The sequence below is a fragment of the Nonomuraea rosea genome, assembly GCF_039539705.1.
Taxonomy (GTDB): Bacteria; Actinomycetota; Actinomycetes; order Streptosporangiales; family Streptosporangiaceae; genus Nonomuraea; species Nonomuraea rosea.
On the sequence record NZ_BAABDQ010000011.1, the window covers coordinates 78,045 to 97,085 of the forward strand.

The 19,041-nt window shown below is 69.4% G+C and carries 21 protein-coding genes and 1 riboswitch; of the genes, 13 read left to right on the plus strand and 8 right to left on the minus strand.

Features of this window, described 5'->3' with window-relative positions; translation table 11 throughout:
- Positions 1-60 precede the first annotated feature (60 nt).
- From ABEA43_RS25455 to ABEA43_RS25475, 5 genes are read left to right on the plus strand one after another with little or no spacing between them, the layout of a single operon-like run.
- Entirely contained in the window at positions 61-249 is a 189-nt protein-coding gene (locus ABEA43_RS25455) for a DUF2273 domain-containing protein (protein WP_345565511.1), read from the plus strand.
- Positions 246-635, plus strand: a complete 390-nt coding sequence (locus ABEA43_RS25460; protein WP_345565512.1) for an Asp23/Gls24 family envelope stress response protein — start codon at positions 246-248, stop codon at positions 633-635. Before ABEA43_RS25455 ends, ABEA43_RS25460 begins: the two co-directional genes overlap by 4 nt.
- Entirely contained in the window at positions 632-1,279 is a 648-nt protein-coding gene (locus ABEA43_RS25465; protein WP_345565513.1) for a DUF6286 domain-containing protein, read from the plus strand. Before ABEA43_RS25460 ends, ABEA43_RS25465 begins: the two co-directional genes overlap by 4 nt.
- A complete protein-coding gene (locus ABEA43_RS25470; RefSeq protein WP_345565514.1) occupies positions 1,276-1,863 on the plus strand; it encodes an Asp23/Gls24 family envelope stress response protein in 588 nt (195 codons plus the stop codon). Before ABEA43_RS25465 ends, ABEA43_RS25470 begins: the two co-directional genes overlap by 4 nt.
- Positions 1,864-1,888: 25 nt before the next feature.
- Entirely contained in the window at positions 1,889-2,257 is a 369-nt protein-coding gene (locus ABEA43_RS25475; RefSeq protein ID WP_345565515.1) for an antibiotic biosynthesis monooxygenase family protein, read from the plus strand.
- A gap of 15 nt (positions 2,258-2,272) precedes the next feature.
- On the opposite strand, the gene ABEA43_RS25480 is transcribed toward ABEA43_RS25475, so the two are convergent.
- The gene (locus ABEA43_RS25480) at positions 2,273-2,869 is read right to left on the minus strand and encodes an HD domain-containing protein (protein WP_345565517.1); all 597 of its coding nucleotides are present in this window, start codon (positions 2,867-2,869) and stop codon (positions 2,273-2,275) included.
- 153 nt (positions 2,870-3,022) lie between these two features.
- On the opposite strand from ABEA43_RS25480, the gene ABEA43_RS25485 reads away from it, so the two are divergent.
- Positions 3,023-4,651: a heparinase II/III family protein gene (locus ABEA43_RS25485; protein ID WP_345565519.1), complete on the plus strand. Its 1,629-nt coding sequence runs from the start codon at positions 3,023-3,025 to the stop codon at positions 4,649-4,651.
- A gap of 12 nt (positions 4,652-4,663) precedes the next feature.
- Here ABEA43_RS25485 and ABEA43_RS25490 read toward each other — a convergent pair whose 3' ends face one another.
- The gene (locus tag ABEA43_RS25490; RefSeq protein ID WP_345565521.1) at positions 4,664-5,311 is read right to left on the minus strand and encodes an O-methyltransferase; all 648 of its coding nucleotides are present in this window, start codon (positions 5,309-5,311) and stop codon (positions 4,664-4,666) included.
- A gap of 90 nt (positions 5,312-5,401) precedes the next feature.
- Between ABEA43_RS25490 and ABEA43_RS25495 the strand changes: the two genes are divergently transcribed.
- Positions 5,402-6,019 (plus strand): TetR/AcrR family transcriptional regulator, encoded by a 618-nt coding sequence (locus ABEA43_RS25495; RefSeq protein WP_345565522.1) that lies wholly within the window; start codon positions 5,402-5,404, stop codon positions 6,017-6,019.
- 83 nt (positions 6,020-6,102) lie between these two features.
- On the opposite strand, the gene ABEA43_RS25500 is transcribed toward ABEA43_RS25495, so the two are convergent.
- Positions 6,103-6,474, minus strand: a complete 372-nt coding sequence (locus tag ABEA43_RS25500) for a nuclear transport factor 2 family protein (protein WP_345565523.1) — start codon at positions 6,472-6,474, stop codon at positions 6,103-6,105.
- Positions 6,475-6,574: 100 nt separating this feature from the next.
- On the opposite strand from ABEA43_RS25500, the gene ABEA43_RS25505 reads away from it, so the two are divergent.
- Both ABEA43_RS25505 and ABEA43_RS25510 read left to right on the plus strand, forming a co-directional pair.
- The gene (locus ABEA43_RS25505) at positions 6,575-7,375 is read left to right on the plus strand and encodes a helix-turn-helix domain-containing protein (protein WP_345565524.1); all 801 of its coding nucleotides are present in this window, start codon (positions 6,575-6,577) and stop codon (positions 7,373-7,375) included.
- An 83-nt stretch (positions 7,376-7,458) separates the two neighbouring features.
- Positions 7,459-8,079: a dihydrofolate reductase family protein gene (locus ABEA43_RS25510; RefSeq protein ID WP_345565525.1), complete on the plus strand. Its 621-nt coding sequence runs from the start codon at positions 7,459-7,461 to the stop codon at positions 8,077-8,079.
- A gap of 176 nt (positions 8,080-8,255) precedes the next feature.
- Here the strand turns inward: ABEA43_RS25510 and cimA are convergent, their stop codons facing one another.
- Positions 8,256-9,833, minus strand: coding sequence for a citramalate synthase (gene cimA, locus ABEA43_RS25515; RefSeq protein ID WP_345565527.1), 1,578 nt, complete (start codon positions 9,831-9,833; stop codon positions 8,256-8,258).
- 247 nt (positions 9,834-10,080) lie between these two features.
- Positions 10,081-10,728 (minus strand): DsbA family protein, encoded by a 648-nt coding sequence (locus ABEA43_RS25520; protein WP_345565528.1) that lies wholly within the window; start codon positions 10,726-10,728, stop codon positions 10,081-10,083.
- A 59-nt stretch (positions 10,729-10,787) separates the two neighbouring features.
- On the opposite strand from ABEA43_RS25520, the gene ABEA43_RS25525 reads away from it, so the two are divergent.
- Both ABEA43_RS25525 and ABEA43_RS25530 read left to right on the plus strand, forming a co-directional pair.
- Complete coding sequence (locus ABEA43_RS25525) at positions 10,788-11,432, plus strand: O-methyltransferase (RefSeq protein WP_345565530.1); 645 nt, start codon at positions 10,788-10,790, stop codon at positions 11,430-11,432.
- Positions 11,433-11,514: 82 nt separating this feature from the next.
- Positions 11,515-12,498 (plus strand): aldo/keto reductase, encoded by a 984-nt coding sequence (locus tag ABEA43_RS25530; RefSeq protein WP_345565532.1) that lies wholly within the window; start codon positions 11,515-11,517, stop codon positions 12,496-12,498.
- A 62-nt stretch (positions 12,499-12,560) separates the two neighbouring features.
- Here ABEA43_RS25530 and ABEA43_RS25535 read toward each other — a convergent pair whose 3' ends face one another.
- Together ABEA43_RS25535 and ABEA43_RS25540 are read right to left on the minus strand one after the other, a co-directional pair.
- Positions 12,561-13,658, minus strand: coding sequence for a branched-chain amino acid aminotransferase (locus ABEA43_RS25535; RefSeq protein ID WP_345565533.1), 1,098 nt, complete (start codon positions 13,656-13,658; stop codon positions 12,561-12,563).
- A gap of 218 nt (positions 13,659-13,876) precedes the next feature.
- A complete protein-coding gene (locus ABEA43_RS25540; protein WP_345565535.1) occupies positions 13,877-14,923 on the minus strand; it encodes a 3-isopropylmalate dehydrogenase in 1,047 nt (348 codons plus the stop codon).
- A gap of 99 nt (positions 14,924-15,022) precedes the next feature.
- Positions 15,023-15,172, plus strand: a riboswitch (cyclic di-AMP (ydaO/yuaA leader).
- Between the two features lie 18 nt (positions 15,173-15,190).
- Here ABEA43_RS25540 and ABEA43_RS25545 point away from each other — a divergent pair.
- Entirely contained in the window at positions 15,191-15,796 is a 606-nt protein-coding gene (locus tag ABEA43_RS25545) for a C40 family peptidase (RefSeq protein WP_345565537.1), read from the plus strand.
- A gap of 505 nt (positions 15,797-16,301) precedes the next feature.
- On the opposite strand, the gene serA is transcribed toward ABEA43_RS25545, so the two are convergent.
- Positions 16,302-17,891, minus strand: coding sequence for a phosphoglycerate dehydrogenase (gene serA, locus ABEA43_RS25550; RefSeq protein WP_345565539.1), 1,590 nt, complete (start codon positions 17,889-17,891; stop codon positions 16,302-16,304).
- A gap of 241 nt (positions 17,892-18,132) precedes the next feature.
- On the opposite strand from serA, the gene ABEA43_RS25555 reads away from it, so the two are divergent.
- The gene (locus ABEA43_RS25555) at positions 18,133-18,987 is read left to right on the plus strand and encodes a hypothetical protein (protein WP_345565540.1); all 855 of its coding nucleotides are present in this window, start codon (positions 18,133-18,135) and stop codon (positions 18,985-18,987) included.
- Positions 18,988-19,041: the final 54 nt, after the last annotated feature.

Here is a 19,041-nt window from a genome sequence, read left to right on the forward strand (position 1 = left end):
GCGCCCTTGCGACGAGAGCCCTTGCGACGAGAGCCGTTTCGACGAGAGCTAGGAGAGGCCATGAACAACACGCACTGGATGCCGATCGTCGGCATGGCGGCCGGCATCGTACTCGGGCTGGCGGGGGCGTTCGGCGGGCTGGGCGCGTTCCTGCTCGTCCTCGTGCTCGGAGCCGTCGGCTTCCTGGTCGGGCGGATCGCCGAGACCGGCGAGGTGAACCTGTCCGGCCTGACCGTGAGGCGCAAATGACCGCCGTCGGCTCCGAGCGCGAGGCAGGCGCGACGACGGTGCCCGCGCAGCGTCGCACGCCGCGGGAGCGGGGGCGTACCGAGGTCTCCGACCGGGTGGTCGTGAAGATCGCGAGCTGTGCCGCCAAGGAGGTGCCCGAGGTGCGCGGCGTGCGGATGGGCGGGCTGCCGTGGACGCGCTCGTCCGGGGCCGAGGTCCACGGGGACCAGGCCACGGTCAAGCTGAACGTGAGCATCGTCTACCCGTCGCCGGTGCACGCCGTGGCGGCGCGGCTCAGGGAGCACGTGATCCGCCGCGTCGCGTACCAGACCGGGTTGACCGTCACCCGCGTGGACCTGTCCGTCACCGACCTCGGGAGCGGCGATATGGACGGGGACCTGTCATGACGGCCGGCGAGCGTGCCGGTGAGGCCGAGGTGTGCGCCGTTCCCGCCGACGGCGGTGGCGGCGCGCATCGGGCGGGCGCCCGGCCGCCCCGCGACCGGTCCGCCGACCGGGCGGCGATGCGGGCGTTCCGTCCGCAGCGCAGGATTCCGGCCATCGTGGTCGCCCTGCTGCTCACGCTCCTGAGCCTGCTCGTGGCCGCGGAGACGATCTCGGCGCTGGTGGGGCGGCCGCTGCGGTGGCTCCCCTACGACAGGATGCTCGCCTGGGCGTCCTCCACGCTGTGGTCGAACCCGGTGTTCCTGCTCGGCTCGGCGATCGTGACGCTGCTCGGGCTGGCGCTGCTGGTCACCGCTCTGGTGCCGGGACGGCCGAGCATGGTGCCCGTACGCAGCGGCGACCGCGATGTGATCATCGGCCTGCGCCCCAAGAGCGTCACCAGGGCGCTGGCCCACGCGGCCGAGAAGGTGCCCGGGGTGCGCTCGGCCCGCGTCAGGATGCGCGGCCGCACTGTGGCCGTCACCTCCACGGGCGGCACAGGCGAAGAGCTCGGCGAGGCGGTACGCGGGGCCGTGCTCGGCAGGCTGGCGGCGCTGGACCTCGTGGAGCCGTACCGGGTGGCCGTGAACGTGAAGGAGCGCAGGTGAACAGGAAGACCGGGCGGGGCAACCGATGGGGGCTGGCGCTGGTCGGCCTGGCCCTGACGATCCTGGGCGGCGTCGCGCTGGCCAGAGGGCTGGGCGCGTTCTCGCAGAACTTCGCCGCGGCGCGGACGCCGATCGTGGACGGCAACGTGCGCGACTTCTTCGCCCGTACGAGTCCGTGGATCTGGTGGGCCCTGGCCCTGCTGTCGATCGTCGTCGCGCTGCTCGCCCTGCGCTGGCTGCTCGTACAGGGCCGCAGGGAGACGCACGGATCGTTGCGACTGGAGAGCGCCCCGACCGGCGTCACCGAGGTGTCGGCGGGCGGGATGGCGAACGCCGTCGCCGCCGACGTCGAGTCGAGCCCTGCCGTGCTGAGCGCCGACGCCGACCTGGTGGGCGGTCGCGGGCACCCAGAGGTACGGCTGCGCCTGGTCGCCGACGAGTCGGCCCCGATGAGCGAGCTGAGCGGCCACCTGTCGGGGGTGGCACTGCCGCACATGCGCGACGCGCTGGACCGGGATCACGTGCCGGCGGTGGCCCGCGTTAGCCTGGAGCCCTCACCTGCGCCGCACCGCGTGGTGCGCTGAGGCGCGTTCACGAGAGGGGTCCCTGTTGTCCGTCGTGAAGATCAACGTGCTGACCGTGCCCGCCGACATGCGCGAGGAGCTCGAACGGCGCTTCGCCAAGCGCGCGGGGATGGTGGACTCGGCCGACGGCTTCGAGTGGTTCGAGCTGCTGCGGCCGGTGGACGGCACCGAGCGCTACCTCGTCTACACGCGCTGGCGCAGCGAGGAGGACTTCCAGACCTGGCAGCAGAGTCAGGCGTTCCAGCGCGGGCACGCGCAGGCCGCTCAGGACGCCCAAGCTCAGGGGCAGGGACACGGGCACGGCCAGGGACACGGGCACGGCCAGGGACCCGCTTCGACGGGCTCGGAGGTGTGGTCCTTCGAGGTCGCGGAGAGCGCGGGCCCGGCTTCCTAGCCGTCCCCACGTGGGTCAGGCGTCCAGCGGGTTGCGGGCGATGCGGTCCGCGATCCCGCCCCGGACGAACTGGCCGGCGAAGCTCGACGGCTTGCGCGCCCCCTGCTCGGAGATGCACACGCCGAACTCCTTGGCGATCTCCAGCCGCGGATAGCGCTCCAGGACGTCCTTGCGCACCTCCGCGGGGATCTCGTCGGTACGCCGGCCCGAGATGTCCATGCCGGTCGAGAGCTCGAGCAGGTGCCCCTCCGGGTCCTGCTCCACCGGCACCTCCTCCCACATGTGCCGGATGATCACCTCGCAGGCGCGCAGCCTGCGCTCGGGTGACCATCCGGCCCCGGCGCAGAAGACCCAGGCCACGTGCCCGCCCGCCTCCTCGTACGGCACCGTGTGGCTGTCGAACTCGGCCACCAGCCCGATGTCGTGCAGCATGGACGACACGTAGAGCAGCTCCGCGTCGAACGCGATGCCGCTGTCCTGGGCGTAGGCCGCCGCCCACAGGTAGGCGCGGATCGAGTGGTTGAGCAGCGAGGGCGAGTGGTAGCGGGTCGCCACTTCGAGCGCGCCCCTGCAGGCGGGTGTGTCGGGGATCGCGAGATCGTCGAATTTCACGTACGTAAGCATGTCCCGAACGTACGGTCCCCGCCATCCCAAGGTGCCGGCGACGCATCGGGCGGCTAACGAATCCGGCACGCGGCTTGACCACTTGATCGCAAGTCGGAAAGCATGTCCCGCCCTCATCTTTTTTGTCCGGAAGGAACTGGCGTGCGCCGGCTCGCGATACCTCTTGCCCTCACGCTCGCAATCGGCGGGTTCGTGAGCCCCGCGCAGGCCGACAAGGTCACCCGCACCGCGGCGTGCCAAGGCGACTGGCTGCCCGGCACTCCGACGGCCGACGACGTCATGCGCGGTGAGATCTCGCTGGTCGGGCTGCCCGCGTACACGCTGGGCAAGAAGATCAACTGGAGTGCGAGCCCGTACAAGAACCGGTCGTGGGAGTTCGTCTTCCAGTCGTTGCGCTGGATGGGCACGCTGGTCGTCCAGTACGAGAACAGCGGCGAGCAGCGCTACCTGGATCGTGCCACCGAGATCGCCAAGGACTGGGTCGCGAGCAACAAGCGCGGGGCCGCCGGGACGAAGTCGTACGTGTGGAAGGACCACCCCGTCTCGCTGCGCACGCAGCCGCTGCTGTGCCTGAGCATGCACGTCAAGGACGCCTGGCTGAAGGACAGCCTGGCCGGCCACGCCAGGCTCCTGTCGGACTCGCGGCTCTACAAGAAGGGCCACAACCACGGCATCGACCAGGACATCGCGCTCATGGGCATCGGCTGCAGGTACGGCCGCAAGGACTGGTCGGCCCTGGCCTCCAAGCGCCTCACCGGCACGGTCAAGCTCGACGTCGACTCCCAGGGCGCGCTCATGGAGCAGGCCCCCCGGTACGCGGTCTATGTCTACGGCCGGCTGCAGGTGGCCATCACCAACATGAAGGCGTGCGGCAGGAAGGTGCCCGGCGACATCGCCGAGCGGGCCGAGGCGCTGAAGGACTTCATCGCCCACTCCACCATGCCGAACGGCTACATGGTGCCCATCGGGGACGGCAGCGCCGAGACCGAGCCCAAGATGGAGACCGGGACGCCGAAGCAGGAGGTCAAGGCGTACCGGGCCGGGTACGTCTTCGGGCGCACGGCCTGGGGCAAGCCCGACTCGGCGTACTACTCGATCAGGTACGGGCCGGGGATGAAGTTCCACGGCCACGAGGACCACCTGGGCGTCACCTATTACGCGCAGGGCCGCGACATCCTCGTGGACGGCGGGTTCCACTCCTACGAGAAGAGCTCCTACCGGTATTGGACGCTCTCCCCCGAGGCGCACAACGTCCCGACGGTGGAGGGCGCCCGGTTCAGGCCGAAGACGTCCAGCTCGCTCGTCAAGTCCGACTACGGCAAGGACCGGCAGTCGTTCAAGGTGACGGACAAGGCGTATGGCGTGAGCCGTACCAGGTCGGTGCTGGTGAACCACGGCGAGGACCTGATGGCGGTGCTGGACACGGCCTCCGGTGGCAAGGAGGTCAGGAACGTGTGGCGCTTCGACCCGTCGCTGAAGGTGCTCTCCGACAGCGGCGGCAAGGTGGTCCTGGGCGACGGCAAGTTCAAGGTCACGCTGGTGCAGCTCTCCTCGTGCGACCGGGCCGGGGGGCAGAAGGTGGAGCGCGGCGGGAAGCTGGGCTGGGTGTCGCCGACGTACCTGTCGAAGCAGGCGACGAACGTCGTCGTCTCCCCGGCGGCCAAGTCGCTGCTGACGGTGATCGTGCCGGGCACGGACTCGCCCAAGGTGTCGTGCTCGGGCGGGAAGGTCACCGTCGAGGGCGTCTCCTTCTCCGCCGACCTGTTCTGACCCGGCTCGGCGTCACAGGCGGCAGCTGATCTCCATCCCGTCCTCGACGGGGAAGGTCACGCTCTGGTAGCCGTTCTCCGGCGCGCGCACGTAGCTCAGATACGGCTGCAGGCCGGCCAGCTCGACGTCGTCGGCCACGACGAGGGTGCCCGGCTTCAGCCGCGGTTCGAGCAGGCGCAGCACCGGCAGGCACAGGTCCTTCCAGCCGTCGAGCAGCACGAAATCGGCTGAGCCGAGGTCCTTGAGTGTCTCGCGGGCGTCGCCCTCCAGCACGATGATCACGTCGTCCAGCCCGGTCTCGGCGAACGTGCGGCGGGCCGCGTCGATCTTGGACTTGCTGAGCTCCGTGGTGACGACGTGCCCGGTCCCGTTGTCGCGCACGGCGGCGGCCAGGTACAGCGTGGAGATCCCGAACGACGTGCCGAACTCGACGACGGTGCCCGGCCGGATGGCCCGGACCAGGTTGTACAGCAACTGCCCGCCCGCGGCGGAGATCGGCATGTAGATCTCCGCCGCGGCGTCGGCCTGCGCCTGCGGGGTCGCGAGGTCCCAGGTCTCGTACGCGCCGCGCCGTGCGGCCGTCTCGTCGTCGTGGGCCGCGTTCCCGAACATCTGGTTGAGCGCCGCCTCGACCCTGGGGTCGGAAAGAGTGTGTGTCATGACCGCTAGAGTAGACGGGACGTTGCGTCGAATCTAGAGCTACAGGCAGGCGGAATGTCTGGAAGGCTGGCGCTTGGACGAGGAGGCGACATGGGACCTGCCGGCGAGAACGCCACTGACCGGCCCGTACGAGCCCATCGCGGCAACCGGCACGGACGCAGCGAGGAGGCCCGGCAGGCGATCCTGGAGGCGGCCGACGACCTGCTGGCCGAGAAGGGCTTCGCGGGCGTCACGATGGAGGGCATCGCGGCGCGGGCCGGGGTCGCCAAGCAGACCATCTACCGCTGGTGGAAGGCCAAGACCGACGTTCTCATGGACGCGTTCCTGCAGGACGTGGCCGAGGAGCCGACCCCGCCCGATCACGGCGATCTCGCCCTCGATCTGCGTGCTTACCTGCGTGACCTGGCCCTTTTCCTCAGTCAGTCGGATGCGGGAGCCGTCTTCAAGGCGCTGATCGCGCAGGCGCAGCACGATCCGGCGTTCGGCGCGGAGTTCCGGGCCAGGTACCTCGATGAGCAGCGCCGCCGGGACCGCGTGCCGCTTGAGCGCGCCGTACGCCGGGGGCAGCTCCCGGCCGGGCTCGACCTGGCGAGCGAGACCGACCAGCTGGTGGGGCCGCTGTACTACCGCGTGCTGGTCACGAACGAGCCGATCGACGAGCAGTTCACCGACCGGCTCGCCGACGCGTTCCTGCGCCGCAGGCGCTGACGCGACCGGGGGCGTTTTCCCGCGGGGCTTTCCTTTGGGGCTTTTCCCGCAGGGCTTTCGCGCGGAGCTTTTCGCCGCCGCGCTCAGAACATCCCGTTCGGGATCTCCTCGGGCTCGGGCACGGGCTGCACCACGTCCCAGTGCTCGACGATCTGCCCGTCCTCCAGCCGCCACACGTCCACGACCGCCTGCCCGCGCCCGTCCCCGGGCGGAACCATGTGATAGTGCATCACCACGTAGTCGTCCTCGGCGATCACCCGCTTGAGGTCGAGCCGGGCCGCGGCGACCGGGGAGCTCGCGATGTACTCGATGAACGCCTCCCGCCCCGACGGGTTCCCCGGGCTGTGCTCGACGAAATCCTCCCTGATCAAGGTGCGCAGGATGTCGATGTTGCCTGCCGCGAACTCCGCGAAGCCGCGCAGGGCGAGCTCTTTGTTGCTGTTGTTCTCCGTCATGGGACCACCATCGCGGCGGCGGGCCCGGCTCGTCGATTACATGCGATGTAATGGACAGGCCGCCGGTCAGCCGGATATCCCAGGCCGGTACAAAGGGAAGGTGCATCGTGATCCCCCGGTCGGCGAGCTGCTGCGCGAGTGGCGCAGGCGTCGCCGGCTGAGCCAGCTCGACCTGGCCATCCAGGCGGACGTCTCCAGCCGGCATGTCAGCTTCGTCGAGACGGGACGGACGATCCCGAGCCGCGCCATGCTGCTCCACCTGGCCGAGAGCCTGGACGTCCCGCTGCGCGAACGCAACCGCCTCCTGGTCGCGGCCGGGTACGCCCCCGCCTACGACCGGCGTCCGCTGGAGGACCCGGACCTGGCCCAGGCGTACGAGGCCGTCCGGGGCGTGCTGAGTGGGCACGAGCCGTTCCCGGCCGTCGCCGTGGACCGCCGCTGGAACGTGGTGCTCGCCAACTCGGCCATGGAGGTCTTCCTGGACGGGGTGGCTCCGGTGCTGCTGGAGCCGCCGGTCAACATGATGCGGCTCGGCCTGGATCCGCGCGGGTTCGCGCCCCGGCTGCGGAACCTGGGGCAGGTGCGGGCGTACCTGCTGCCCCGGCTCGCCCGCCAGGCGGCCCGCACGGGGGATCCCGAGCTGAGCGCGTTGTACGAGGAGCTGCGGTCGTACGGGACCGAGGAAGACCCGCCCACCGCGGGGCCCGCCGACATCGCCATGCCCATCCGGCTCCTGCACGACGGGGCCGAGCTGTGCTTCTTCAGCACGATCACGACGTTCGGGGCGGCCTTCGACATCACGCTCGACGAGATCGCCGTCGAGTCCTTCTTCCCTGCCGACGCCGCCACCACCGACCACCTGCGGCGATCGTCGACGCGTGGCCGGCGGGCGCGCTCCTGACCGACCGGCCCGCGAGGTCAGCGATGAGTTCCGGGTGCGGGGATCGTCTTCATCGGCACAGACGCGACGACAGATGGAGCACGATGATGAGGATCACCCTGGCGACGTTCCTGTCCTTGGACGGGGTCATGCAGGGGCCGGGAGCGCCCCGCGAGGACACCAGCGACGGGTTCGGGCACGGCGGCTGGCAGTTCCCCTACGCCGACCAGGAGCTCGGGACCTACGGCACCACGTGGTTCGCCGAGGCGGACGGATTCCTCCTGGGCCGGAAGACCTATGAGATCTTCGCGAACTACTGGCCGACCGTCACCGACGAGAACGACCCGATCGCGAGCTCGCTCAACACCCTTCCCAAGTACGTCGTCTCGACGACCCTGGACCAGGCCGAATGGCGGAACACGACCATCATCAAGTCCGACGTCCTCAAGGAGATCGCCGAGCTGAAGGCCCGTCCCGGCCGGGAGCTCCAGATCCACGGCAGCGGTGTGCTCGCGCAGTCGCTGCTGGACCACGGCCTGATCGACGAGCTGCGGCTGTGGACCTACCCGGTCGTCCTGGGCAGCGGCAAACGCCTGTTCGAGCCGGGACGCACGGCGACGGCGCTGCGCCTGATCGAGTCGAGGACGACCAGCAGCGGCTGCGTGCTCAGCGTCTACCGGCCCGCGGGCGAGCCGACGTACGGCGACTTCACCCAGGAAGGCTAGGCCGGTCCTGGGCCACCGCAGCGGCGGGTCTCTTGTGCTGCCGGTCGCCGAGGCCCACCGGGGAACTGGTCCACGGTGGGCGACAGCGGGTTTTGGGGGTTCGAAAGGGGGCGGCAGCCCCCCTGGGAGGCGCTGCCCGGAGCTCCCGTCGCGCCCCCGAGGCGGAGGGCCGTGCTTCAGGCGGTCTCGTGGCCGGCCCGGAGCAGGCCGTACGTGACCGCCTGCTCCAGCGCCTGCCAAGAAGCGTCGATGATGTTCTCCGCCACCCCGACCGTCGCCCACTCGGCCGTGTCGTCGCTGGAGGTGATCAGGACGCGCGTTATGGCGTCCGACCCGTGCGCGCCCTCCAGGATGCGGACCTTGAAGTCCACCAGCTCCAGCTTCGCCAGGTCAGGGTAGAGCTGCTCCAGCGCCTGGCGTACCGCCTTGTCCAGGGCGTTCACGGGGCCGTTGCCCTCGCCCGTGGCCACGATGCGCTCGCCCTTGGCGTGCACCTTGACGGTGGCCTCGCTGACCAGCTCGCCGCCCTTCGTGCGCTCGACGATCACGCGCCAGGACTCGACCTCGAAGTGGCGGCGGCGCTGTCCGTGGACGGTGTCGCGCAGCAGCAGCTCGAAGGAGGCGTCCGCGGCCTCGAACGTGTAGCCCTTCGACTCCAGGTCCTTGACCCGCTCGACCAGGGTCTTGGTGTGCTCGGGCGTGAGCTCGTAGCCCAGCTCGCGGCCCTTGAGCTCGACCGAGGCGCGGCCGGCCATGTCGGAGACGAGCATGCGCATGTCGTTGCCGACCTGGGCGGGGTCGATGTGCTGGTAGAGGTTGGGGTCCACCTTGATGGCGCTGGCGTGCAGGCCGGCCTTGTGGGCGAAGGCGGACATCCCGACGTAGGGGGCGTGCGAGTTGGGGGTGACGTTGGTGACCTCGGTGATCGCGTGCGCGATGCGGGTCATGTCGCCGAGCGCCTCCTGCGGCACGAGGTCGAAGCCGCGCTTGAGCTGGAGGTTCGCGACGACGGTGAAGAGGTTGGCGTTGCCGGAGCGCTCGCCGTAGCCGTTGGCGCAGCCCTGTACGTGCGTGGCGCCCGCCTTCACGGCGGCCAGGGTGTTGGCGACCGCGCAGCCGGTGTCGTCGTGGCAGTGGATGCCGACCCGGGCGCTGGTCTGCACGGCGTTGTGGACGATGTCGGCCAGTTCGTCGGGGAGCATGCCGCCGTTCGTGTCGCACAGGGCGATGACGTCGGCCCCGGCCTCCGCGGCGGTCCTGAGGACCTCCAGCGCGTAGGCTGGGTTGGACTTGTAACCGTCGAAGAAGTGCTCGGCGTCGAGGAAGACTCGCTGTCCCTCCGCACGGAGGTGGGAGACCGTGTCGCGGATCATCGCGAGGTTCTCCTGGAGAGTCGTGCGGAGGGCCAGCTCCACGTGCCGGTCGTGGCTCTTGGCGACAAGGGTCACGACCGGCGCGCCGGATTCGCGCAAAGCGGCCACCAATGGGTCGTCGGCTGCCTTCACACCGGCCCGGCGGGTCGCGCCGAACGCGGCTAGTTGCGCGTGCTTCAGATCGAGCTCTGTTCGAGCCTGCCTGAAGAACTCTGTGTCCTTGGGGTTGGCGCCCGGCCAGCCCCCTTCGATGAAACCAACGCCCAGGCTGTCCAGGTGGCGCGCTACGGCGAGCTTGTCGGCGACTGTGAGGTTGAGGCCCTCCTGTTGTGCGCCGTCACGCAGCGTCGTGTCGTATACGTGGAAGCGGTCGTCGGCCATGAGTCTCTCTTCTCCGGGAGGTCTCTCTAAGACGGAAAACAAAAAGACCCCTCACGGACGTGAGAGGTCTGCGCGCTGGCGGTGTCCCTTTGTCAGCCAGCGCGCCTGCCGATAATGAGCAGACCGTAGAACATGGTGCCACCCAGTCTGCCATACGAATTCACCATCCGGCACACGGGTCTCACTCCTCGGGACACGGCTCCGTCAAGAAGGCCCAGCTCCGTCAAGAAGGCGCGGCTCCGTTACGTCACACCACGACGCCGGCGCCGCCGCCCGTGATGGCGCGTTCGAGCGCCTGCGGGTCGAACACCTCGTTGCCCAGCAGCTGCCCGTCGAGCAGCACGGTCGGCGTGCCTTCGAGGCGTACTTTGGCGGTCTCCGTCAGGTGCTGCTCGGCGTACGACTGCGAGGTGACGCATTCGTCCACCGACGCGCCGGCCTTCCTGGCCGCCTGCACCAGCTCGGCGACGGTGAAGCCGGACGCCTCGCCGTGCGGGGCGGGCTGGAGGTCGTACAGCTGATCCCTGAACGCCAGCCAGTTCTCCTCGGGAACGCAGCGTGCCGCGGCGGCGGCGCGGATGGAGTTCGAGCGCATGGGCTCGTCCTGGAAGATCGTCACCGGGTGGAAGACGATTTTAACTTTGCCGTCTTTTGCCAGCCGCTGGATCGTGCTGTCCACCTTGGTATGCATGTCCTTGCAGACGGGGCAGTCGAAATCCTCGTACACGTCCAGCACAGGGGCATCGCTCCCCCGGGCGCCGAGCACCATCGAGCCGTCAACCTGCCTGGCCAATCGCACCCCTTCCGAGGACGCCCCCGGCTCCGAGAACGCCAGCACCCCGAGCACGACGATCGCCGCACACGCGATCGCGACCGCCACCCATCGCTTCATCATTCGCCCACTCTCGCCTCATCGATCGCGCAGACCTTACCTGAAGCGGAAACAATGACCGTATGAAGGCATACCTCCTGGATCCCGCCGTAGCCGAGTACGTCGCCGCCCACTCCACCCCGCCCGACCCCCTGCTGGCCGAGCTGGCGAAGGAGACGGCCGCGGCCACCGGCGGCGCCGCGAACATGCAGATCTCTCCCGACCAGGGCAGCTTCCTGACGATGATCACCCAGCTCATGGCGCCGTCGGTGGCCGTGGAGGTGGGGACGTTCACCGGCTACTCGTCCTTGTGCATCGCCCGGGGACTGTCCGGCGGGAAGCTGCACTGTTTCGACGTCAGCGAGGAGTGGACGTCCATCGCGCGCCGCTACTGGCGCGAAGGCGGGGTGGAGGACCGGGTGACGCTCACGCTGGGTCCGGCGCTGGACACGCTCGCGGCCTTCGACCAGACCATCGACCTCGCGTTCCTCGACGCCGACAAGGGCAACTACCCCGGCTACTACGAGCTGCTCATGGAGCGCCTGCGGCCGGGCGGGCTGCTGGTGGCGGACAACACGCTGCGCAGAGGGTTCGTGGCCGATCCCGCGCACGACGAGACCACGACCGTGGAGATCCGCCAGTTCAACGACCTGGTGATCGAGGATCCGCGGGTGACCGTGCTCCTGCTGCCGGTCGCGGACGGCATGACCATGATCAGGAAGAACTAGGGCGCGTCCCCCTGCCGCCGGCCCGTATGGCCGGCCGGGAGGGGGGCAGTCTCGGACTGAGGCCTATCGGTGAGGGGGAGACATGCAATATCGCACTCTCGGAGGGCGCGGCCCGACCGTGTCGGTGCTGGGGTTCGGCGCGATGACGCTGGCGCCGAACGTGTACGCCTACGTGGACGAGCGTGAGGCCGCGGAGACGCTGCAGGCGGCGCTGGACGCGGGCATCACGTTCATCGACACCGCCGACATCTACGGCGCCGGCTACAGCGAGAGCATGATCGGACGGGTGCTGCGCGGGCGGCGCGAGGAGTTCGTGCTGGCCACCAAGTTCGGCGGCAACCAGGACAAGGAGCGGCGGCTGGTGCCGGGGCTGGGCCGGCCCGAGTACGTGCGGACCGCGATCGACGCCAGCCTCGGCCGTCTGGGCACCGACCACGTGGACCTGTACTACCTGCACCGGCTCGATCCGAGCACGCCCGTCGAGGACACCGTGGGCGCGCTCGCCGAGCTGATCCAGGCCGGGAAGATCGGGCACATCGGACTGTCGGAGGTGTCCGCGCAGACGATCAGGCGGGCCTGCGCCGTTCACCAGGTGACGGCGGTGCAGACCGAGTACTCGCTGTTCAACCGGGCTCCTGAGCAGGAGGTGCTGCCGGTCTGCGCGGAGCTGGGGGTCGGCTTCGTGGCCTACAGCCCGCTGGGCAGGGGCCTGCTCGGCGGCGCGATCCGCGGTCAAGGGGAGCTGGGGCCGCGCGACTGGCGCAGGGGGAATCCGCGCTTCCAGGAGGGCAACCTCGACCACAACGTGGCGCTGGCCGACTCCGTGGCGACCCTGGCGGCCGAGCAGGACCTGACGGTGGCGCAGCTCGCGCTGGCCTGGCTCACGCACCAGAACGCCGTGCCGATCCCCGGGACCAGCCGGGTGGCGAACGTGCGGGCCAACGCGGCGGCGGGCGACGTGACGCTGGACAAGGAGGTGCTGCTGCGGCTGGAGGAGCTGGTGCCGCCAGGAGCGGCGGCCGGCGCCCAGGGCGATGCCGCCTACCTGGGCAACATCGACCGCTGAGAGCACGAGCCGAGAGGACGCCGGCGCCTCGGGGTGTGGGGCCCCGAGGCACCGAGTGCGGGTCAGACGATCTTGTGGACCCAGTTGTGGGCGTCGGGGCGGGCGCCGTACTGGATGCCCACCAGCTCCTCACGCACCCGCATCGTCACCGGCCCGGGGGTGCCGTCGGCCACGGTCCAGGAGCGGTCCGCGCCCTTGACCGTGCCCACCGGCGTCACCACGGCGGCCGTCCCGCACGCGAACACCTCCGTGAGCTCGCCCGACTCCGACGCCGCCTGCCACTCCTCGACCGAGATGAGGCGCTCCTCCGTCTCCAGGCCCAGGTCCCCGGCCAGCTCCAGGATCGACTCCCTGGTGATGCCGGGCAGCAGGGTGCCGGTCAGCTCCGGGGTGACGAGCTTGTTGCCGAAGACGAAGAACAGGTTCATCCCGCCCATCTCCTCGACGTACTTGTGCTCGCCCGCGTCCAGCCACACCACCTGGTCGCAGCCGTTCTCCACGGCCTGCCGCTGCGCGACGAACGCGGCCGCGTAGTTGCCGCCGCACTTCGCGAAGCCGGTGCCGCCGGGGGCGGCGCGCGTGTACTCCGTGGACAGCCACACCGAGACCGGCTTGATGCCGCCGGTGAAGTACGAGGCCGCCGGCGAGGCGATGACCATGTACTTGTAGGTCCTCGACGGGTAGTTGACCCCCAGCCCCGCCTGGGTGGCGATCATGAAGGGGCGCAGGTAGAGGCTGTGCCCCTCGGTGGTCGGCACCCACTCCTTGTCGGTCTCGACGAGCAGCTCCAGCGAGTCGACGAACGTCTCCTCCGGCAGCTCCGGCATGGCCATGCGGAGCGCGGAGCGGTTGAACCGGCCGGCGTTCGCGTACGGGCGGAAAGTCACGATCGACCCGGTGGTCTGGCGATACGCCTTCAAGCCCTCGAACAGCTCCTGGGCGTAGTGGAAGACCGAGGTGGCCGGGTCGAGCGAGAGCGGCCCGTACGGCATCAGCCTGGCGTCGTGCCACCCCTCGCCCTCGGTGTAGTCGATCGAGATCATGTGATCCGTGAAGGTCTGCCCGAAACCGGGGTTCGCCAGTACCTGCTCCCGCTCGGCCGCGGTGCGAGCGTGGTCGGATAGCTGCACGTCGAAGCTGAGCTTCTGAGCGATGGTCATGACGGCGGTCCTTCTCTCTGCGACTCTACGAAAACCTAACGAAGCTGCGAAATCTACGAACCTGCGGAGCGGCGCTGCCCGCGCGAGGCGGTCCGTACTTCCTATTGTCTCGCTATATGGGATGGCAAGCGGCCAATGGGGTGGTTCGACCGTTTGGACGCGAAAAAGCGCCTGGCAGTCCTCTTCGGACCACCAGGCGCGTTCGGGGCTAGGCGGTCCTAGCCGGATACTCGCGCGGTGATGTCGTCACCGATCTCGTGGGTGGTGCGGCCCGCCCAGCCGGCCAGCCGGTCCACGATGTCGTCGGCCACCGCCTGCTCGACCCTGGCCGACTCGGCGTGCAGGCCGAGGTGGTCGAGGAGCATGGCGACGGAGAGAATGGTCGCGGTGGGGTCGGCCTTGCCCTGCCCGGCGATGTCGGGCGCGCTGCCGTGCACCGGCTCGAACATGCTGGGCGTGCTGCGCTCAGGGTTGATGTTACCGCTGGCCGCCAGGCCGATGCCGCCCGCGATGGCCGCGCCGAGGTCGGTGATGATGTCGCCGAACAGGTTGTCGGTGACGACCACGTCGAACCGCTCGGGCTGGCTGACGAAGAACATCGAGGCCGCGTCGATGTGGCTGTAGTCGGTCGTGACCTCGGGGAACTCCTCGGCCACGCGGTTGACCGTGCGCTGCCACAGGTCGCCGGCGTAGGTGAGCACGTTCGTCTTGTGGACGAGCGTCAGCTTCTTGCGGGGCCGCGACTTGGCCTTCTCGAACGCGTAGCGCACCACGCGCTCAACGCCGTAGGCGGTGTTGAGCGACTCCTGGGTGGCGATCTCGTGCGGGGTGCCGCGCCGCATGACGCCGCCGGTGCCCGCGTAGAGGCCCTCGGTGCCCTCGCGGACGACGATCATGTCGATGTTCTCGGCGGGCGTGTCGGCCAGCGGGGTCGCCACCCCGGGGAACAGCTTGACCGGCCGCAGGTTGACGTAGTGGTCGAACTCGAACCGCAGGCGCAGCAGCAGGTCGCGCTCAAGGACGCCGGGCGGCACGCTGGGGTCGCCGACCGCGCCGAGCAGAATCGCGTCATAGCCGCGCAGCTCCTCCAGCACCGCGTCCGGCAGCGTCTCGCCGGTACGGTGGTAGCGGGCGGCTCCCAGGTCGTAGTGAGTGGGCTCGATCTTCGTGCCCACCGCCTCCAGGACCTTGAGTCCTTCGGCTACGACCTCGGTGCCGATGCCGTCTCCAGGGATGACGGCCAGGCGGATGTTACGCGACTCCATGGGCGGTACCTTACCGGCTCGTCTCGACTGACGAACACACCATCTCATTTTTCGGACGTCCAGTTTTGCCCGATTTGCGGCCTTTTGACCATTTCGTTAGAGTCCGTCGGGCCTAATCCACGCAGCCGCTGCGTGGAGCCGGGGACCCACTTTCCCCCCAAGGGGCGAATCGGCCGCTCACCTGCGCCGTAGGGCTACTTCCAGGCCCGAGCCCGTCAGCTAACCCGGTCGGCCTCGTGGAAGGACAGTCCTCTGTCTCCCATCGCATTGCCACGCGTCGCCCTGGTTCTGGCGGCAGGCATCACCGGGCTCGCCCTGAGCACTCCAGCCCAGGCGGCCACCCCGAAGAACGACTCGGCCGGCACTCCGCAGGACAGCTCGGCCATCACCCTCACGGGCGCCGACATCAAACGCATCCGGCTGCAGAACGCGCCCAAGCCCGCCTGGAAGACCGCCCTGGGATTCGCCATGCAGAAGCGCGGCATCCCGTACGTCTGGGGCGGCACCAGCGACCGAGGATACGACTGCTCGGGACTCATGCTCCGGGCCTATGAGGACGCGGGCATCGAGCTGCCGCGCACGGCCAGAGAGCAGTACGGCGCGTTCTCGAAGAAGATCGCCTGGAAGGATCTCAAGCCAGGCGATCTGGTCTTCTTCAGCAACCTGGGACATGTCGGGATGATCTCCCGCCCCGGTTACATGGTGCACGCGCCGCACACCGGCGACGTGGTCAAGGAAGAACAGCTCTCCGAATGGCGCAGAACCGCCTTCGTGGGCGGCGTACGGCCCGATCCCAAGGGCGTGCGGCGATGGACGGAGCTCAAGGAGCAGCGTGACGCTCCGGCGCCGGCCAGACTGACCGCCACCCTGTAAAGGACTACCCGGCGTGGGCGGCCCGGCGCGGGGCGGCCCACGCCGGGTGGGGTGCTAACGACCGGAGTTTTGCGGCGCGCCACCGTTGTCCCGGCGGTCCAGCGCGGTCTGAACGGCCTCCGCGGCCTCGTCCTCGTGCTCTTCTGTGCGATTCCAGGCATACATCTCGTACATGTGGACTCATCTCATTTCGCGGGCGCGTTCCAACGGAAGAAGTCGGACCCCGGTCGCGAATCCGAACCGGGCCTGATCTCGTGGTCCGGGTCACGGACCGGACGAAAGGGGCTTATTGGCCGACACAACGCCGCTCACCGCGGCGAGTCGTCGACCTGCCCTAACAGGCCCCGCCGCGGCAGGTAATAAGTACGAGAACCTGGCGCATTTCCAGCAACAGTACCCCAGCAATCTCGTTGGATGTCCTAGTATCTCGCATGCTGAGACAACAGAAAGGGCCGCCACCCGGGAACGATCCGGGTGGCGGCCCTCAAGCGACGGCGGGAGGAGGTCAGCCCTCCAGGTCCACCGAGCGGCCGCTCTCGCCGCCGATCTCGGTGACGATCTGGTCGACCACGTCGGCCGGGATCGCGGAGTCGACCGTCAGCGCGATGAGCGCCTTGCCGCCCTTGACGTCACGGGCCACCTGCATCGAGGCGATGTTGATGCCGTGCTCGCCGAGGAGGCGGCCGACGACGCCGACGATGCCCGGACGGTCGGCGTAGGTGAAGAAGCACAGGTGAGCCGTCGGCTCGATCTCCATCTCGTAGCCGTTGACCTCGACGATCTTGGTGATCTGCCGCGGCCCGGAGAGCGTGCCGGAGACCGAGACCCGGCGGCCGTCGGCGAGCACGCCGCGCACGGTCACCACGTTGCGCCAGTCAGGGCTGTCGGAGCTGGTGACCAGCTCGACGGTGATGCCGCGGTCCTTGGCCAGCAGCGGGGCGTTGACGTAGGTGACCTGCTCCTCGATCACGTCGGTGAACACGCCCTTGAGCGCGGCCAGCTCGATCACCCGCACGTCCTGGGAGGCGATCTCGCCGCGGACCTCGATGTCGAGCTTGGTGGCGACCTCACCGGCCAGGGCGGTGAACACCCGGCCCAGCTTCTCGGCCAGCGGCAGGCCCGGCTTGACGTCCTCGGCCACCACGCCGCCCTGGACGTTGACGGCATCCGGCACGAACTCGCCCGCGAGCGCCAGCTTCACGCTGCGCGCGACCTGGGTGCCGGCCTTCTCCTGGGCCTCGTGCGTGGAGGCGCCCAGGTGCGGGGTGGCGACGACCTGGTCGAGCTCGAACAGCGGGCTGTCGGTGCAGGGCTCCTTGGAGAAGACGTCCAGGCCCGCGCCCGCGACCCGGCCCTCCTTGATCGCCGAGTAGAGGGCGCCCTCGTCCACGATGCCGCCGCGGGCCACGTTGATGATCCGCACCGACGGCTTGACCTCGTGCAGCTCCTTGTCACCGATGAGCCCGAGCGTCTCCTTGGACTTGGGCAGGTGGACGGTGATGAAGTCGGCCTGCTTGAGGACCTCTTCGAGGCTGAGCAGCTTGACGCCCATCTGCGCGGCGCGGGCCGGCGGCAGGTAGGGGTCGTAGGCGATCAGCTCGACGCCGAACGGCTGCAGCCGCTGAGCCACGAGCTGGCCGATCTTGCCGAGGCCGAGGATGCCGACGACCTTCTCGTCCAGCTCGACACCGGTGTATTTCGAGCGCTTCCACTCTCCGTTCTTCAGCGCGGCGTGCGCCTGGGCCGTGTTGCGCGCGCTGGCCAGGATGAGGGCGATGGTCTGCTCGGCGGCGCTGGTGATGTTGGAGGTCGGGGCGTTGACCACCATGACACCGGCCTTGGTGGCGGCCTCGACGTCGACGTTGTCGAGACCGACGCCGGCGCGGGCGACCACGCGCAGCTTGGGCGCGGCGGCGATGGCCTCGGCGTCGACCTGCGTGGCGGAGCGGACGATCAGCGCGTCCACGTCGGCGAGGGCCGGCAGCAGCTTGGAACGGTCGGCGCCGTCGGTGTGGCGGACCTCGAAATCGGCTCCGAGCACGGCGAGGCCGGCCTCGGACAGCTCCTCTGCGACCAGAACGACGGGCTTGTTCACTGGTGTGGATCCTTCGCGGCATGCGGCGGGCTTCGGGGGACACGTCCACGGATCCCCCGGCGGTCCCACAGAGTCTATCCGCCGCTTGTGAACGCGTTCACGAGGGACCCACGATGTGAGACGGGTCCGCCGTACCCAGCGCGGCGAAAACTCATCCACTCTGAACGCATCTTTGTCTTGATCGGGAGATTTATTCGCCATTAGCCTGATAAGCCGTGGCCGACTACCTATGGTTCGTCATATGAGCATCGGGAATCCTGCGCTTGCCGACGTGCTCGCCCAGCATGGCACGCCCCATCGCCTGCTGAGCGCTCTCGCCGACGGTGGAATCCTGGTGGCAGTGCGACCAGATCGTTCGGTCGTCCTAGGGACGACCCAAGCCGGTGACCGAGTGCTTCTCGGTTACACCGGTCCTGCTACCTATGCCAGGCACCGCGGCAGTCATTCCCTGTCGGCGTGCGATGCCGACACCATCCTGGACATCCAGCGCGTCACCGGCGTGCGGGAGATCGTCATCGACGCGGCCGGACCAGCCGCCGCGGCTGTGCCGATCGACGATCTCCAGCGCTTCCTCACCTCGACGCGTTCGGGGCCGCATCCCGTCCTCTCGGGGGCGGTGCCGGCCGCGTACGCGACGGGTGCGATGGCGACCGTGTCACGCGGTGCCGCGCTGGCCCAGGTGGCGCCGCCGAGCCCGGAGGCCCCGGCGCTGCCGTGGGTGCCCGCGCCCAGGCCGCATCTGTCGGGGCCGATGCAGCAGGTGGATCCGGGATATCGGCGGTGCACGCACCCGATCCTGCCCGCGCTGCGGCAGGCCATCTCGTACCTGCTCATGGACTTCCCGCTGGTGCACCACGTCTGGATCTCCGAGGCCCGCACGGCGTCGGGGGCCCCGGGGATCATGCTGCACGTGAAGGTGCACATGTCCGCCGCCGAGGACGTCGTACGCGACCTGCACCGCCTGGTCCGCGCCCGCCTGCCGCAGTTCGCGGCCTCCGGGGCGCCGATCCTCATGGCCAGAGTGGCGGACGCGCGCAGCGAGCGCCGGATGATCGAGATCGGCGCGCACGTCGTGTGCGCCGACGTCTCCGACTGAGGCGACGCGGGAGGGCCGGGAAACTGGGCCCTCCCAAACAAGCCCTCGCTCGGC

What these genes read in the sequence shown, in the direction of transcription:
- ABEA43_RS25455 (WP_345565511.1), top strand. Translation starts at nt 61, where the DNA reads ATGAACAACACGCACTGGATGCCGATCGTCGGCATGGCGGCCGGCATC.
- ABEA43_RS25460 (WP_345565512.1), top strand. Translation starts at nt 246, where the DNA reads ATGACCGCCGTCGGCTCCGAGCGCGAGGCAGGCGCGACGACGGTGCCC.
- ABEA43_RS25465 (WP_345565513.1), top strand. Translation starts at nt 632, where the DNA reads ATGACGGCCGGCGAGCGTGCCGGTGAGGCCGAGGTGTGCGCCGTTCCC.
- ABEA43_RS25490 (WP_345565521.1), bottom strand. Translation starts at nt 5,311, where the DNA reads ATGACACACACTCTTTCCGACCCCAGGGTCGAGGCGGCGCTCAACCAG.
- ABEA43_RS25495 (WP_345565522.1), top strand. Translation starts at nt 5,402, where the DNA reads ATGGGACCTGCCGGCGAGAACGCCACTGACCGGCCCGTACGAGCCCAT.
- ABEA43_RS25500 (WP_345565523.1), bottom strand. Translation starts at nt 6,474, where the DNA reads ATGACGGAGAACAACAGCAACAAAGAGCTCGCCCTGCGCGGCTTCGCG.
- ABEA43_RS25510 (WP_345565525.1), top strand. Translation starts at nt 7,459, where the DNA reads ATGATGAGGATCACCCTGGCGACGTTCCTGTCCTTGGACGGGGTCATG.
- cimA (WP_345565527.1), bottom strand. Translation starts at nt 9,833, where the DNA reads ATGGCCGACGACCGCTTCCACGTATACGACACGACGCTGCGTGACGGC.
- ABEA43_RS25520 (WP_345565528.1), bottom strand. Translation starts at nt 10,728, where the DNA reads ATGATGAAGCGATGGGTGGCGGTCGCGATCGCGTGTGCGGCGATCGTC.
- ABEA43_RS25525 (WP_345565530.1), top strand. Translation starts at nt 10,788, where the DNA reads ATGAAGGCATACCTCCTGGATCCCGCCGTAGCCGAGTACGTCGCCGCC.
- ABEA43_RS25530 (WP_345565532.1), top strand. Translation starts at nt 11,515, where the DNA reads ATGCAATATCGCACTCTCGGAGGGCGCGGCCCGACCGTGTCGGTGCTG.
- ABEA43_RS25535 (WP_345565533.1), bottom strand. Translation starts at nt 13,658, where the DNA reads ATGACCATCGCTCAGAAGCTCAGCTTCGACGTGCAGCTATCCGACCAC.
- ABEA43_RS25540 (WP_345565535.1), bottom strand. Translation starts at nt 14,923, where the DNA reads ATGGAGTCGCGTAACATCCGCCTGGCCGTCATCCCTGGAGACGGCATC.
- ABEA43_RS25555 (WP_345565540.1), top strand. Translation starts at nt 18,133, where the DNA reads ATGAGCATCGGGAATCCTGCGCTTGCCGACGTGCTCGCCCAGCATGGC.